Below are 13,684 nucleotides of genomic sequence, written 5' to 3'. Positions count from 1 at the left end.
CCCCCCCCCCCCCCCCCCCCCCCCCCCCCCCCCCCCCCCCCCCCCCCCCCCCCCCCCCCCCCCCCCCCACTACCGGACAGGTGCGTTACTGCAGGGTCGGCGCCGGGCCGACGTCCATGCCGTCGTAGTCTTCCACGCCCATCTGCGTGGCCAGCGCGCTCAGTTCCTGGTTGCGCTTGTCCAGCGAGGTTTCGTCGTGCACTTCCACGCGCTCCACATGCAGCACGTGGAATGCAGCCTCACCGTCCTCCGGCTCCTGCTCGAACACTTCCACCAGCACATAACCCTGTGCCTGCAGGTGGGTGGCCAGTGCGTGCAGCGGCTCGGCGGTGGAGTGCACGAAGAAGTACCCCCACAGCAGCGGGGCGTCCAGGTCCCAGTCGGTGTTCTCGCGAAGGTTGGTGAACAGGTTGCGGGTGTCTTCAAGGTCCATGCGATATCCAGATTGCGGAAAGATTATTTGTCGCAGCCCTGCAGCTTCAGCACCTGGCCGTGGCGCAGGCTGTAGCCGGGGGCCTTGAGGCCATTGGCGCGGGCCAGCACCGGCACATCGCACTGGAACTTCGCGGCGATCCGGCCCAGGGTCTCGCCCTTGCCGACCTTGTAGCTGCGGGCCGGCTTGGCACGGGGGGCCGGCGCCGGGCGCGGCGCAGCCACCGGCGCGGCGGGCGTGGTCGGCACGCTGCTGGCGGCATTGGGATCGACCACCGGCACCACCCCGCCCACGGCCACGCTGCCGGTGTAGCTGGCAGCGCTCGGGCGCACGATCGCGGCATTGAGGTCGGCGGTGATCAGGGTGCGGGCCAGATCGGCACGCGGGCCGCTGACGCAGTTGCGCGCGTACAGGCCAGCAATGCGGTTGGTGGCGTTGATGAGGGTTCCTGCCGGAATCCAGCCGTCGGCCTCATAGCGCGGGTTGAGGTTGCGCAATGCGCGCATGTAGCCATCGCGGGTGCCATGGCTGCCCAGGCAGATGGTCAGTTCGTAGATCGTGGTCGAGCGGGCCAGGCGGATGGTGGCCGGCTGCGCGTTGATCTTCGGGAACTCCACGCCGTACTGCTGGGGGTGCAGGAAGATCCAGGACGCGGCGATCACCATCGGCACGTAGTCCTTGGTTTCGCCCGGGAACTGGTTGTAGACGCTGTCCACCCAGAAGCTCTGGCCCGGGTACTGCTTGTAGACGCGCGCTGCGCGGCCCTCACCGCCGTTGTAGCCGGCCAGCGACAGTTCGACGTTGTTGTTGAGCTCACGCATCCGCTCGTTGAGGTACGTCGCGCTGGCTTCAGCGGCGCTGCGCGCATCGAAGCGGGTATCGAAACCGGTACCGTCCGGGCCGAGGCCGAAGCGGCGGCCGGTGGCCGGCATGAACTGCATCAGGCCCGCGGCGCCCGCACGCGAGGACGCATGTACACGGCCGTTGGATTCCTTGGCCATGATGCCGAACAGCAGCGCCTCGGGCAGGCCGCGCTTCTCCCATTCCGGCCACATCACCGCGCGCAGGTTCTGGTAGTTCTCGTAGGTGGTCATCAGCGCCGGGCGCATGTCGGTCAGCCAGCGGCGGATGCCGGCCTGCACGGCGGGGTTGTACTCGACCATGTTGTCGAAGGCATGGCGCTTGTCGTTCAGCAGCGCCGCTGCGCGGGCCGCCTCGGGCACGTCGGCAGCCAGCGGGCCAACATGGTCCGGGTCGGCTTCCAGGCGGTCGCCGGCTTCATCGGCCACGTCATCATCGGCGGCGGCATCGGCATCGTGCTTGAGCAGGCGCTTGTAGGTCGCCAGCATGTTGCTCATCTGGCAGCCCTTCTGCTTCACGCATTCGCTGATGACATCTTCCATGTCCTCCAGCGCGGCATCGGCCTCGTTGCGCCCCTTCGGATCGGCGTTGGCCACCAGCAGAATGGCATCGCTGTAGCGCTTCTCGGCTGCAGTCATGCGCTGCTGCAGGGCATCCACCTTCACCTTGTCCCGGGCCGAAACCCGCTGTGCGTGGGCCTCCGGTGCCAGGGAAACCAGGCCAGCCAGGGCCAGCAGCGGCCAGGTGCGGGAAATCAGGACAGGAACGGGCATTGGTGGCACTGTGTGTGAAACAGGCAGGCAGAGTAGCGGCGCTGCCAAGGTCGGGGCAAGCCGACCTTCGGCCCGTCACCGTCGGCGGTTAACATTGGCACATTCATCACAAGGGCTGGACCATGGATCCGATTCTGCTCGGCAAAGGCATCACCGACGATGTGGCTGTCACCCTGCTGCCGAGACTCGGCAACCGCCATGGGCTGGTCGCCGGCGCCACCGGCACCGGCAAGACCGTGACCCTGATGACCCTGGCCGAGGGCTTCTCGCGGATCGGGGTACCGGTGTTCCTGGCCGATGTGAAGGGCGATGTCTCCGGCCTGGCCGTGCCGGGCACCGGCGCCGAGAACCTGCTCAAGCGCGCGGCCGAGATCGGCGTGAGCGACTATGCCCCGGCCGCCAGCCCCACCGTGTTCTGGGACCTGTACGGCAAGCTCGGCCACCCGGTTCGCACCACCGTGAGCGAGATGGGCCCGACCCTGCTGGCGCGCATCCTGGAATTGAACGACACCCAGGCCGGCGTGCTCGACATCGTGTTCAAGCTGGCCGACGACCGCGGCCTGCTGCTGCTGGACATGGACGACCTGCGCGCCCTGCTCGGCCTGGTGGCAGAGGAGCGCAAGGACATCTCCACCGAGTACGGCCTGGTCAGCGCGCAGTCGGTGGCCGCCATCCAGCGCGCCCTGCTGCGGCTGGCGCAGGACGGCGGCGAGCATTTCTTCGGCGAACCGGCGCTGGAACTGGCCGACATCATGCGGGTCAACCATGACGGCCGCGGTGTCATCGGCATCCTTGCCGCCGACCAGCTGGTGCTCAAGCCCAAGCTGTACTCCACGTTCCTGCTGTGGCTGTTGTCGGAGCTGTTCGAGCAGCTGCCCGAAGTGGGCGACCTCGACAAGCCGAAGCTGGTCTTCATTTTCGACGAAGCGCACCTGCTGTTCGACGATGCACCGCCCGCTCTGGTACAGCGCATCGAACAGGTGGTGCGGCTGATCCGTTCCAAGGGCGTGGGCGTGTACTTCTGCTCGCAGTTCCCGGACGACGTGCCGGCCAACATCCTCGGCCAGCTCGGCAACCGTGTACAGCACGCGCTGCGCGCATTCACCCCGCGCGACCAGAAGGCGGTGAAGACCGCCGCCGAGACCTTCGTGCCGAACCCGAAGCTGGATGTGGTGAAGGTGCTCAGCCAGCTCGGTACCGGCGAAGCGCTGGTCTCCACGCTGCAGGACAAGGGCGTGCCGATGCCGGTGCAGCAGACGATGATCGCGCCACCCCGCTGCCGCATGGGACCGGTCACCGACACCGAACGTACGCAGGTGCGTGCCGGCAGCCCGGTCGGCACGCGCTACGACACTGCCGTCAACCGCGAATCGGCAGCCGAACTGCTGGCGCAGCGCGCGCAGAAGGCCGTCGAGAAAACCGATGCGCCGGCCGCACGCAGCCGTGAGCAGGACGAGGCGCAGGAAGGCGGTTTCGGGCAGTCGATCAAGGACGCTATTTTCGGCACCAAGCGCCGCCAGGGCATGATCGAGACGATGGCCAAGCAGACCACGCGTACGGTCGGCACCAAGCTGGGCAACCAGATCGTGCGCGGCATCCTCGGTGGCATCTTCGGCGGCAAGCGCTGAGAGCCCCGGCAGTTCCTTTGCGGCGCGCCGGCGACGGCGCGCCGTAGTTGTTTCATTCCGCACGAGAAGCCGCATTACATGTCGCGTTGGCGTCCCCCCGCAGAAAAGAGCACCGCGCTGATCACCGCCGCCGGCCATGCACGTTTGAAGGCCGAGCTGGATGAGTTGTGGCGGGTGCGTCGACCCGAGGTGGTCAAGGCACTGGCGGCGGCCGCGGCCGAAGGCGATCGCTCGGAGAATGCCGAATACACCTACCGCAAGAAGCAGCTGGGCGAGATCGATCGTCGCGTGCGCTACCTGACCAAGCGCCTGGAATCTCTGCGCGTGGTCGACACCACGCCGACTGATCCGCAAGCGGTGTTCTTCGGTGCGTGGGTTGAGCTGGAGAACGTGGACAGCGGGCAGACCAGCCGCTACCGCATCGTCGGGCCGGATGAGACCGATGCGGGGCTGGGCTGGATCAGCATCGATTCACCCTTGGCGCGGGCCTTGTTGAAGAAGCGCCTGGATGATGAGTTTTCAGTGGAACTGCCCAGTGGCAACCACACCTTTGCGGTGATCGGTGTGGAGTACGAGACCGCGGCCAACGGCTGAGCCTGTGGCGGGCAGCGGCGCTCAGCCGGGCATGGGCCCGGTTCTACAGAAGCGGCGGCGGATAGCGGCGCCCTTCGCGCAGCGGACGGAAATAATCGTCGTTCGCGTAAAAGGCTGGCGCCTGGTCGGTGTGCCAGCCGGGAATACCCGCCAATGGCAGCGGACGCAGTTCCAAGGGATCGAGCAGCACCCTGCCCTCCTCGATGGCGCGCGCGACCGTGTCGATGCAGCCCGCATCGTCATCGCCCTGCAGCACCACGCATTTGCCGACCAGCAGCCGGCCCGGCAGCAGCGCCTGTTCCATCAAGGCATGACCGAATACCGCGGCGATGGCGATCCGTCCTGACTGCCAATGGATCGGCTCGAACAGCACGCGCCACTGGTGAGCATCCCAGGCTGCAAGCAATGCCGGGTCGCGCACGCGTACCACCACGCCGGTTTCATCGAACTGGGTCAGCGCGGCCTGCGCGCGGTTGCGCTGTCCTGCAGCCATGCCCTCGATGTGCCGGCACTGCTGCGCGTTGAGTGCGCACTTGATCGGCAGGTAGCGTGCCCAGACCAGGGCGTTGAACAGGTCGTGCCAGTTGCCCGCGCGGGTTGCGATGCGCCCTTCGGCAATGCGCGTTTCGTAGTGCAGGCCGTCGGCCAGCAACGCCGCATCCTGTTCAACAAAGCGCTTGCCCGGCAGCGCCAGGCGCGCGTCCAGATCGACCACGCGTGGCCAGTCCGCTGCCGTCAGCAGATCACCGAACCCGGCGATACCGGCAAACAGCGGATGATCGAACGCAGCCCTGTCCACCGCCGCACGCAGCGGCGGCACGAAGCGGCGGGGGCCGCCATCAGCAGCCTCCGCCCCGGTCACAGCACCTTGAGGTCGAATGCCGGGCGCGTGGTCGGCGGCAGTGCGTCGCCGTAGAGATCGTGCTCGTCGCTTTCAGTGATTTCCACGTCGACGAACTCACCCACGCGCAACGCCACCTGGTCTGCGTTCTGGATATGCACCAGGCCGTCGATCTCCGGCGCATCGGCCTTGGAACGGGCCACCGCGATATCGCCTTCGATGGCATCGACCAGGCATTGCTGCACCGTGCCGATCTTGGCTTCCAGACGCGAAGCCGAAATCTGCGCCTGCTTCTCCATGAAGCGCGCCAGTCGTTCCTGCTTCACTTCTTCCGGCACCGGGTCCGGCAGGTTGTTGGCCGTAGCGCCCTCCACCGGCGAGTAGGCGAACGCACCGACGCGGTCCAGCTGCGCTTCGTCCAGGAAGGACAGCAGCTCTTCGAACTCGGCCTCGGTCTCGCCCGGGAAACCGACGATGAAGGTCGAACGCACGGTGATGTCCGGCGCGATGCGGCGCCAGTTCTGCACCCGCTCCAGGGTCTTCTCGACCGCGCCGGGGCGCTTCATCAGGCGCAGGATGCGCGGGCTGGCGTGCTGGAACGGGATGTCCAGGTACGGCAGGATCCGGTTCTCGGCCATCAGCGGCACCACGTCATCGACGTGCGGATACGGATAGACGTAGTGCATGCGCACCCACGTATCCAGTTCGGACAGGCCTTCGCACAGTGCCTTCAGGCGGGTCTGGTAGGCCTTGTCGCGCCACATCTTCTCGGCGTACTTCACATCCACGCCGTAGGCAGAGGTGTCCTGCGAAACCACCAGCAGTTCGCGCACACCGCCGCGCACCAGGCGCTCGGCTTCGCGCAGCACCTCGTCCACGGGACGCGAGACCAGCTTGCCGCGCATCGACGGAATGATGCAGAAGCTGCAGTGGTGGTTGCAGCCTTCGGAAATCTTCAGGTATGCGTAGTGGCGCGGGGTCAGCTTGATGCCGTAGTCCGGCACCAGATCCACGAACGGATCGTGCTTGGGCGGCAGCGCCGCATGCACCGCTTCCATCACGCTCTGGTAATCCTGCGGCCCGGACACCGCCAGTACATTCGGGTACGCCTCGCGGATCTGCTCCGGGCGCTTGCCCAGGCAGCCGGTGACGATGACCTTGCCGTTCTGGTTCATCGCCTCGCCGATGGCATCCAGCGATTCGGTCACCGCCGAATCGATGAAGCCACAGGTGTTGACCACCACCACGTCGGCCGAATCGTAGGATGGGACGATGTCGTAGCCTTCCGACCGCAGCTGGGTGAGGATGCGCTCGGAATCGACGAGGGCCTTCGGGCAGCCAAGGCTGACGAAGCCGACTTTGGGGTTCAGCTGGGACATGGAATCGCGGGACTCTGGGGGCCTGGGCCCCTGCCGGCATGGCAGGGGGACCTGGGGGCCGGGGCCTGAAAGGGCGCCAGTATACCGGGGTTGGCGGATGGTCTTGGTGGGTGGAACTGAATCGCCCCTCCCCCGGCCCGCCCAGCCCTTGAAATGCCTCCGCCAACTCCCGCAGGACACCTTAAATCACGTCCACGGCCCCGACATCTGTCGAACATACCCTCGGAATACATGCTGACATGGAGGTATTGAGCCGTCCTCGCTGAGTGCCAATACAAACCACCTTGAGCTCGTAGTTGCCAACAAATGGGCCGGTATGATGATCGACAGCAGATGCAGTACAACGACCATTGTCAATCGAGACATTGCCATTGGACTCCCCTGCAATGGAACTTTGATAACGGGCAATTCCTACCGAGTGGAAGTTGACCCCCAAAGGCGCGCTGCCGCTGGGCGCCAAAGCATGCACGTAATAGGCCGCTCGCGGGGCATCCGTTCTCTCCGTCGATTTCTCTGACTCCGCCTGCTTGTCAGCAACCCCCATGCATGACCACGCGGCCACAGACTCACCTCCAAGAACCGTATCACCGCGCCTGACTTCAGCGCCGGTTTCCTCACACGAAGCCTGATGATAGAGCTTGGTAGCCTCGGTTTGATCGTCATAGCGATAGACAAGCCCGCCCTTGCCATCTTCGAACAACCGCAACTCGACAACAACCTGACCTCCATCGAAGTCGGTCAGAGCAGCAGTCCTTGTTATCCACTTCTTTCCATCACGTGACGCCAGCTCATGATCCGTATAGGACCTGTCACTCGCGTGCGCTGAAGCAGACGCCAGTGCGAGAGCAGCCATCCAAACTCCTCCAATAATCCGTTTAGTATTCATCAAAATCGTTCCCATCCATGATCCGAAGGACATATGGAACACCGACCTGAAACAGCCCCTGCGCCTCCCGGCGGCGCCACCGCCCCATAAAATCAGCCTTCAAATCATATTCGTTGACCTTTTCCATTCCACCGGACGCTTTAATGAAATCATCGTCAGAGGCAGCCGATTCTGCAGTCAGAAAATCCGGAGCCCACTCAACTGACATGGCGACCATGCGCCCGCCCCTGAACACCCAGCCACCCGATCCCGCACAGCCGCTGACATCGCGCTAACCCGCCCAGCACCGACAATGCAGGCCTGGCCCCTGCAACGAGGTACCCCCGATGTCCGAATGGATCACCCTGGATACGCATTACGGCCCGGTCCGCGCCTGGCAGGCACTGCCCGAGGGCAAACCCCGCGGCGCGCTGGTGGTAGTGCAGGAAATCTTCGGCGCCAATCCGCACATCCGCAGCGTCGCCGAACGCTTCGCCGCCGAGGGCTACGCCGTGTTGGCCCCCTCGTTCTTCGACCTGGTCGACGGCCCCGAGGCCGACCCGGATGCCCTGCCCTACAGCCCCGAGGGCGTGAAGGATGGGCTGGAACGGGTCACCGCGCTGGGCATGGAAAAGGCACTGGAAGTGGTCCGCGCCGCGGCAACCCGGCTGGCCCCGCACGGCAAGGTCGGCACGGTTGGTTACTGCTGGGGTGGCAGCGTCGCCCTGCTGTCCGCGCTGCGCCTGGGCCTGCCCTCGGTGAGCTACTACGGCGCGCGCAACGTGCAGTTCCTGGACGAGACGCCGAAGGCCCCGGTGATGTTCCACTTCGGCGCGCAGGACAAGAGCATCCCGCCGGAGGCGATCCAGGCGCACCGTGAGAAGCTGCCGCAGATGGCGACCTACGTCTATCCGGCCGACCATGCCTTCAACCGCGAGGTCGGACATGCGTATGATCCAGACAGCGCCGCCCTGGCGCTGCAACGCACCCTGGACTTCTTCTCGGAGCATCTTGGATGAGCGATTTCGAACTCGATTCACGCCTGGCCACCGATAGCGTACTGGTGGCCGAAGGCCCGTTGTCGCAAGTGCGACTGATGAACGACGAACGATTCCCCTGGCTGGTCCTGGTGCCGCGTCTGGCCGGGGTGACCGAGTGGATCGAGCTGGACGGCGAGCAGCAGGACAAGCTGCGCACCGAGCTCAACCGCGCCTGCAAGGCCCTGCACGGTTCGGACGGGGTGGAGAAGATCAACATCGGCGCGCTGGGCAACATCGTGCGCCAGCTGCATTTCCACGTGATCGGCCGCCACGACGGCGATCCGGCGTGGCCGGGACCGGTCTGGGGCAGTGGCCCGGCGCACCGCTATGAGCCGGCCGCGCTGGACCAGCATGTCGCCTACTGGAAGGAACGGCTAGGATATCCAGCCCATTCCTGAGCCAGTGCCGACCCGATGCGATTCAATATCGTCGCCGCCATCCTGCTGATCCTGATCGGCCTGTTCATGCTGGCCAGCAACCTGGGCTGGACCAACCTGAACCTGTCGCGCCTGCTGTTGACCTGGTGGCCGCTCGGCCTGGTGGCCGTAGGCATCGCGATCCTGTTCGGTCGCGGCAAATAAGGTAGCGCCGGGCCATGCCCGGCGAACGCAGCGCGCGGACCCACAAACGGAAACGCCGGGCATGGCCCGGCGCTACCGATACGCGCTGACGCAAGCTGTCAGGTGCGCGGCAGGGTCACGCCGGTCTGGCCCTGGTACTTGCCGCCGCGGTCCTTGTACGAGGTCTCGCACACTTCATCGGACTGGAAGAACAGCATCTGCGCCACGCCTTCGTTGGCGTAGATGCGCGCCGGCAGCGGCGTGGTGTTGCTGAATTCCAGGGTCACGTGGCCTTCCCACTCCGGCTCCAGCGGGGTCACGTTGACGATGATGCCGCAGCGCGCATAGGTGCTCTTGCCCAGGCACACCACCAGGGTGTCGCGCGGAATGCGGAAATACTCGACCGTGCGTGCCAGCGCGAAGCTGTTCGGCGGAATGATGCACTCGTCACCGACGATATCGACGAAGCTGCCCGGATCGAAATGCTTGGGGTCCACGATCGTCGAGTTGATGTTGGTGAACACCTTGAACTCGCGCGAGCAGCGCACGTCGTAGCCGTAGCTGGAAGTGCCGTAGCTGACGATGCGCTCGCCGTTGGCCTGCTTGACCTGCCCGGCCTCATACGGCTCGATCATGCCGTGCTGTTCGGACATCCGGCGGATCCAACGGTCACTCTTGATGCTCATGCTCTGTCCTGGGTGCGAGGGGGCGCGAGGATTCTAGCAGGGGGCCGGGCGTCGCCGCCGCAGCCCCCAGCGGGCCCTTACAGCAGCGAGGACAGGATCGGGATCGAAGCGCGCGGGCGCTTGCCCACTTCCTCGACCAGACGCTGGGCGGCACGGTGGTAGGCCTGGGCCGCCGCCGATTCCGGCTGCGCGGCGGTGATCGGGGTACCGGCATCGCCCTGCTCGCGGATGCCGATCTGCAGCGGCAGCGACCCCAGCAGCGGCACGCCGTACTGCGCCGCCATGCGCTCGCCACCACCTTCGCCGAACAGGTGCTCCACATGCCCGCAGTTGCTGCAGGTATGCACGGCCATGTTTTCGACCACGCCCAGCACCGGCACCTCGACCTTCTCGAACATCTTCAGCGCCTTCTTCGCATCCAGCGTAGCGATGTCCTGCGGCGTGGTGACGATCACCGCGCCGGCCAGCGGGATCTTCTGCACCAGGGTCAGCTGGATGTCGCCGGTGCCCGGCGGCAGATCGATCAGCAGATAGTCCAGATCGTCCCACAGCGTGTCTTCGAACAGCTGGGTCAACGCCGCCGTCGCGCGCGGTGCGCGCATGATCAGCGGCGTTTCGTCCTCGACCAGATAACCGATCGACATGGTGTCCACGCCGAAGGCCCGCATCGGCTCGATGCTCTTGTTGTCCGGGCTTTCCGGGCGACCGGACAGGCCGAGCATCGCCGGCACGCTGGGGCCGTAGATATCGGCATCAAGCACGCCTACGCGCGCCCCCAGCTGCTGCAGTGCGACGGCCAGGTTGACCGCCGTGGTCGACTTGCCCACGCCACCCTTTCCCGAGCCCACCGCGATCACGTTGCGGATGCGCGCATGCGGCGCCAGTCCCTTCTGCACCTGGCTGGCATGCGGACGACGGGAAGAACTGTTCACTGCGGGCTCCGGGTGAATCGACAAGAAGAACCCAACATCATACTAGCTGGACGTACGCTGACTGAAATTCAGGATTGCTACAGATTCGTGCACAGATTGTTAAGTTCATGTTACGTTCGCTAAGCACTGGTTTTGGGCTGCGTTGCTGGATCTACGGCACGCACGATGGCGCATGCGCAGTGCCGTACTCGTATTTGCTCTCTGAACGGAACTACATGAAAGACCTTCGCAATTCTGCACGTCGCAACACCCTCGCTGTCGCCTTGATCTCCGCCCTGGTTGCCGCCTCGCCGGCAATGGCCCAGGACAAGGCCACCAATCTGGACAAGATCACCGTCACCGGCTCGCTGATCCCGCAGACCCAGGTCGAGACCCAGACCCCGGTCATGACCATCAGCGCTGAAGCCATCCAGTCGCGCGGCTTCAACAGCGTCGCCGAGGTGCTGCAGCAGTCCTCGCTGACCACCGGCGGCATCCAGGGCGGCCAGACCTCCGCTTCGTTCACCCAGGGCGCTGAAGCCGCTGGCATGTTCGGCCTGAATCCGGGTTACACCAAGTACCTGATCAACGGCCGCCCGATGATGTCCTACCCGGCGCTGTACAACGGCGGCGACGCGTTCAACAACATCAGCGGCATTCCGATCGACATCGTCGAGCGCATCGAAGTCCTGCCGGGTGGCCAGTCCTCCCTGTACGGTTCGGATGCGATCGCCGGCGTGGTCAACATCATCCTGAAGGACCACATGGAAGGCGGCAGCCTGTCCGTGCGTGGCGGCACTTCCACTGAAGGCGGTGGCAGCAGCTTCCGCGTCAGCGGTGCACACGGCTTCTCGGCACTGGACGATCGCTTCAATGCACTGGTCAACGTGCAGATCGAAAGCAGCAACCCGATCTGGGGCTACCAGCGTGACCTGACCAAGCAGAACAACGCGAACGGCTACACCGCGCAGCTGCCGTCGAACGACTTCGCCGTCATCGACGCCAAGACCAATGCGCTGTACATGATGGACCCGAGCAACTGCGCCAACGTTGCCGGCCAGTTCGACGGCACCACCGTGCTGGCGAACCGCCCGACGGGCCAGTCCTGCGGCTCGGTCTTCGGCGCCGGCTACAAGACCCTGAAGAACGGCAAGGACAGCGGCCAGTTCTACTCGTCGATGACCTTCGACGTGAACGACAACTTCCAGCTGTTCGCCGACGTGCTGTACAGCAAGGAAAAGACCGAATACACCTCGGGCTCGAACTACCTCTGGTGGGGCACCAAGAGCACCATGGGTGGCTTCTATGACCAGGCCTCCGGCAAGCTGGTCAACCTGCAGCGCGCGTTCGCTCCGGAAGACATCGGTGGCGAAGGCTACAAGGGCATCCTGAACAACGACAAGAGCCGTGCCTACCAGGTCACCCTGGGCGGCAAGGGTGCGGTCGGCAACTGGGACTACAGCCTGAGCTTCACCCGTGGCGAATACCGCCTGGATGAGAGCAAGTTCCAGCGCTTCGGCAATGCCATCAACAGCTACTTCGCCGACAAGGTGCTGGGCCCACAGCTGGGCACCCAGGATGGCTTCGGCATCTACAACACCAACTGGGGCGCGTTCTACTCGCCGATCTCGCCGGAAGATTTCGCTGGCTTCACCGGTTACACCACCAACCACAGCCGCACCTGGCAGAACCTGGCACGCGCGCAGGTCACCAACGGCTCGCTGTTCTCGCTGCCGGGCGGTGATGCCGGCCTGGCCGTGGTCGTCGAAGGCGGCAGCGAAGGTTGGGACTACAGCCCCGACCAGCGCCTGCTGGACGGCGACGTGTGGGGCTCGTCGGCTGTTGCCGGCAACGGTCATCGCAGCAACTACGCGGTGACCAGCGAGCTGCGCATGCCGCTGCTGGAGTCGCTGACGGTGACCGCTTCCGGTCGCTATGACGCCTTCAAGATCGCCGACAACACCGTCGACAAGGCCACCTACAGCGTGGGCGTCGAGTTCCGTCCGATCGAAAGCCTGCTGTTCCGCGGCAAGTACGGCACCGCCTTCCGCGCGCCGACCCTGCCCGACGCATTCCAGGGCCGCAGCGGCTATTACGCTGCCAACTCCACCGATTACTACCGTTGCGGTGAGCTGGGCTACGTGCCGGGCAACACCGACGCCTGCCGCTACGCAGACAGCGTCTCGGTGTACTCCGAACGTGCCGGCAACCCGGACCTGGAGCCGATCACTGCCGACGTCTGGAACGCGGGCATCGTCTGGGCGCCGATGGCGAACCTGTCGATCTCGGCCGACTACTACAACTGGAAGATCGAGAACGAAGTCGATACGGCCAGCACCGACCAGCTGCTGCTGGCCGAGTACTACTGCCGCAACGGCCTGCCGAACGGCTCCTCGGCCACCTGCCAGAACGTGGCTGACTGGGTCGTGCGCGATTCGGCCGGCAACCTGAGCTCGCTGTACACCCCGAAGATGAACGTGGCCCGCCAGAACCTGCAGGCCGTGACCGTCGGCTTCAAGTACCTGCAGGACATCGGCCGCTTCGGTTCGCTGCAGTTCTCGGGCAACTACACCAACATGCTGAAGCGTGAAGTGCAGGCGCAGCCGGGCGAGGACTTCCAGGACCTGCTGGGCAACCCGAAGTCGATGTGGAACTACGACAGCTACGCCAAGGTCCGTTCCGACGCGTCGGTGGCCTGGTCGCTGGACAAGTGGACCACCACGCTGTACGCGAACTACATCGGCCACACCCCGAACTACCTGGCGGGCCTGAACGGCTACGAGTACACCCATGGTGCGTCGGGTTACAAGGCAGGCAAGTGGGCTTCGTACACCACTTACAACCTGAGCGTGAACTACCGCGTGCAGGATGACCTGACCCTGTCGCTGATGGTCAACAACGTGTTCAACAAGATGCCCGAGCAGCAGGCTCACAGCTACCAGGGCACCTCCGGCACGCCGTTCAACAACTACCTGTACAACGTCTACGGCCGCACCGTGTACGTGCAGGCCAAGTACGACTTCGGCAAGTAATCCCGTCGATTTCCGGATTTGATTCCGGACCAGGCCCCGCTTCGGCGGGGCCTTTTTTTTGGCGAGGCATGTGCGGCGATC

14 protein-coding genes are annotated in these 13,684 nt (G+C 65.0%); 6 read left to right on the top strand and 8 right to left on the bottom strand.

Going from position 1 to position 13,684, the window contains the following annotated elements; genetic code table 11:
* Nucleotides 1-85 precede the first annotated feature (85 nt).
* Nucleotides 86-433 (bottom strand): ribonuclease E inhibitor RraB, encoded by a 348-nt coding sequence (locus tag AC3WTC_RS15225; RefSeq protein WP_025876137.1) that lies wholly within the window; start codon nt 431-433, stop codon nt 86-88.
* Nucleotides 434-456: 23 nt separating this feature from the next.
* Nucleotides 457-2,067: a transglycosylase SLT domain-containing protein gene (locus tag AC3WTC_RS15220; protein ID WP_492711809.1), complete on the bottom strand. Its 1,611-nt coding sequence runs from the start codon at nt 2,065-2,067 to the stop codon at nt 457-459.
* Nucleotides 2,068-2,189: 122 nt separating this feature from the next.
* Between AC3WTC_RS15220 and AC3WTC_RS15215 the strand changes: the two genes are divergently transcribed.
* Together AC3WTC_RS15215 and greB are read left to right on the top strand one after the other, a co-directional pair.
* Nucleotides 2,190-3,695, top strand: a complete 1,506-nt coding sequence (locus tag AC3WTC_RS15215; protein ID WP_105164435.1) for a helicase HerA-like domain-containing protein — start codon at nt 2,190-2,192, stop codon at nt 3,693-3,695.
* A gap of 78 nt (nt 3,696-3,773) precedes the next feature.
* Entirely contained in the window at nt 3,774-4,289 is a 516-nt protein-coding gene (greB, locus tag AC3WTC_RS15210) for a transcription elongation factor GreB (protein WP_025876131.1), read from the top strand.
* A gap of 43 nt (nt 4,290-4,332) precedes the next feature.
* On the opposite strand, the gene AC3WTC_RS15205 is transcribed toward greB, so the two are convergent.
* The 4 genes from AC3WTC_RS15205 to AC3WTC_RS15190 all read right to left on the bottom strand — a co-directional run bounded on the left by AC3WTC_RS15205 (nt 4,333) and on the right by AC3WTC_RS15190 (nt 7,612).
* A complete protein-coding gene (locus AC3WTC_RS15205; RefSeq protein ID WP_354275591.1) occupies nt 4,333-5,151 on the bottom strand; it encodes a DUF3025 domain-containing protein in 819 nt (272 codons plus the stop codon).
* Entirely contained in the window at nt 5,148-6,509 is a 1,362-nt protein-coding gene (gene rimO / locus AC3WTC_RS15200) for a 30S ribosomal protein S12 methylthiotransferase RimO (RefSeq protein WP_492711806.1), read from the bottom strand. The genes AC3WTC_RS15205 and rimO overlap by 4 nt, the downstream gene beginning before the upstream one ends.
* Before the next feature lie 181 nt (nt 6,510-6,690).
* Entirely contained in the window at nt 6,691-7,362 is a 672-nt protein-coding gene (locus AC3WTC_RS15195) for a hypothetical protein (protein WP_248149308.1), read from the bottom strand.
* 22 nt (nt 7,363-7,384) lie between these two features.
* Nucleotides 7,385-7,612 (bottom strand): hypothetical protein, encoded by a 228-nt coding sequence (locus AC3WTC_RS15190; protein WP_492711804.1) that lies wholly within the window; start codon nt 7,610-7,612, stop codon nt 7,385-7,387.
* A 109-nt stretch (nt 7,613-7,721) separates the two neighbouring features.
* Here AC3WTC_RS15190 and AC3WTC_RS15185 point away from each other — a divergent pair, with 109 nt between their 5' ends.
* The 3 genes from AC3WTC_RS15185 to AC3WTC_RS15175 are packed head-to-tail and all read left to right on the top strand — an operon-like array spanning nt 7,722 to nt 8,995.
* On the top strand, nt 7,722-8,393 hold the full coding sequence (locus AC3WTC_RS15185) for a dienelactone hydrolase family protein (RefSeq protein ID WP_301866627.1): 672 nt from the start codon (nt 7,722-7,724) through the stop codon (nt 8,391-8,393).
* Nucleotides 8,390-8,812: an HIT domain-containing protein gene (locus tag AC3WTC_RS15180; protein ID WP_032975033.1), complete on the top strand. Its 423-nt coding sequence runs from the start codon at nt 8,390-8,392 to the stop codon at nt 8,810-8,812. Before AC3WTC_RS15185 ends, AC3WTC_RS15180 begins: the two co-directional genes overlap by 4 nt.
* 15 nt (nt 8,813-8,827) lie before the next feature.
* The gene (locus AC3WTC_RS15175; protein WP_025876120.1) at nt 8,828-8,995 is read left to right on the top strand and encodes a LiaI-LiaF-like domain-containing protein; all 168 of its coding nucleotides are present in this window, start codon (nt 8,828-8,830) and stop codon (nt 8,993-8,995) included.
* Nucleotides 8,996-9,093: 98 nt separating this feature from the next.
* Here the strand turns inward: AC3WTC_RS15175 and dcd are convergent, their stop codons facing one another.
* The gene (gene dcd / locus AC3WTC_RS15170) at nt 9,094-9,660 is read right to left on the bottom strand and encodes a dCTP deaminase (protein WP_025876117.1); all 567 of its coding nucleotides are present in this window, start codon (nt 9,658-9,660) and stop codon (nt 9,094-9,096) included.
* A 77-nt stretch (nt 9,661-9,737) separates the two neighbouring features.
* On the bottom strand, nt 9,738-10,592 hold the full coding sequence (gene apbC / locus AC3WTC_RS15165; RefSeq protein WP_025876115.1) for an iron-sulfur cluster carrier protein ApbC: 855 nt from the start codon (nt 10,590-10,592) through the stop codon (nt 9,738-9,740).
* 215 nt (nt 10,593-10,807) lie between these two features.
* Here apbC and AC3WTC_RS15160 point away from each other — a divergent pair, with 215 nt between their 5' ends.
* A complete protein-coding gene (locus AC3WTC_RS15160) occupies nt 10,808-13,603 on the top strand; it encodes a TonB-dependent receptor plug domain-containing protein (RefSeq protein WP_025876113.1) in 2,796 nt (931 codons plus the stop codon).
* Nucleotides 13,604-13,684 lie beyond the last annotated feature (81 nt).

The organism is Stenotrophomonas sp. FW305-C-20-S1, assembly GCF_058783335.1.
Note: the sequence above shows the minus strand (reverse complement) of the source record. Positions and strands in the feature narration are given on the sequence as shown.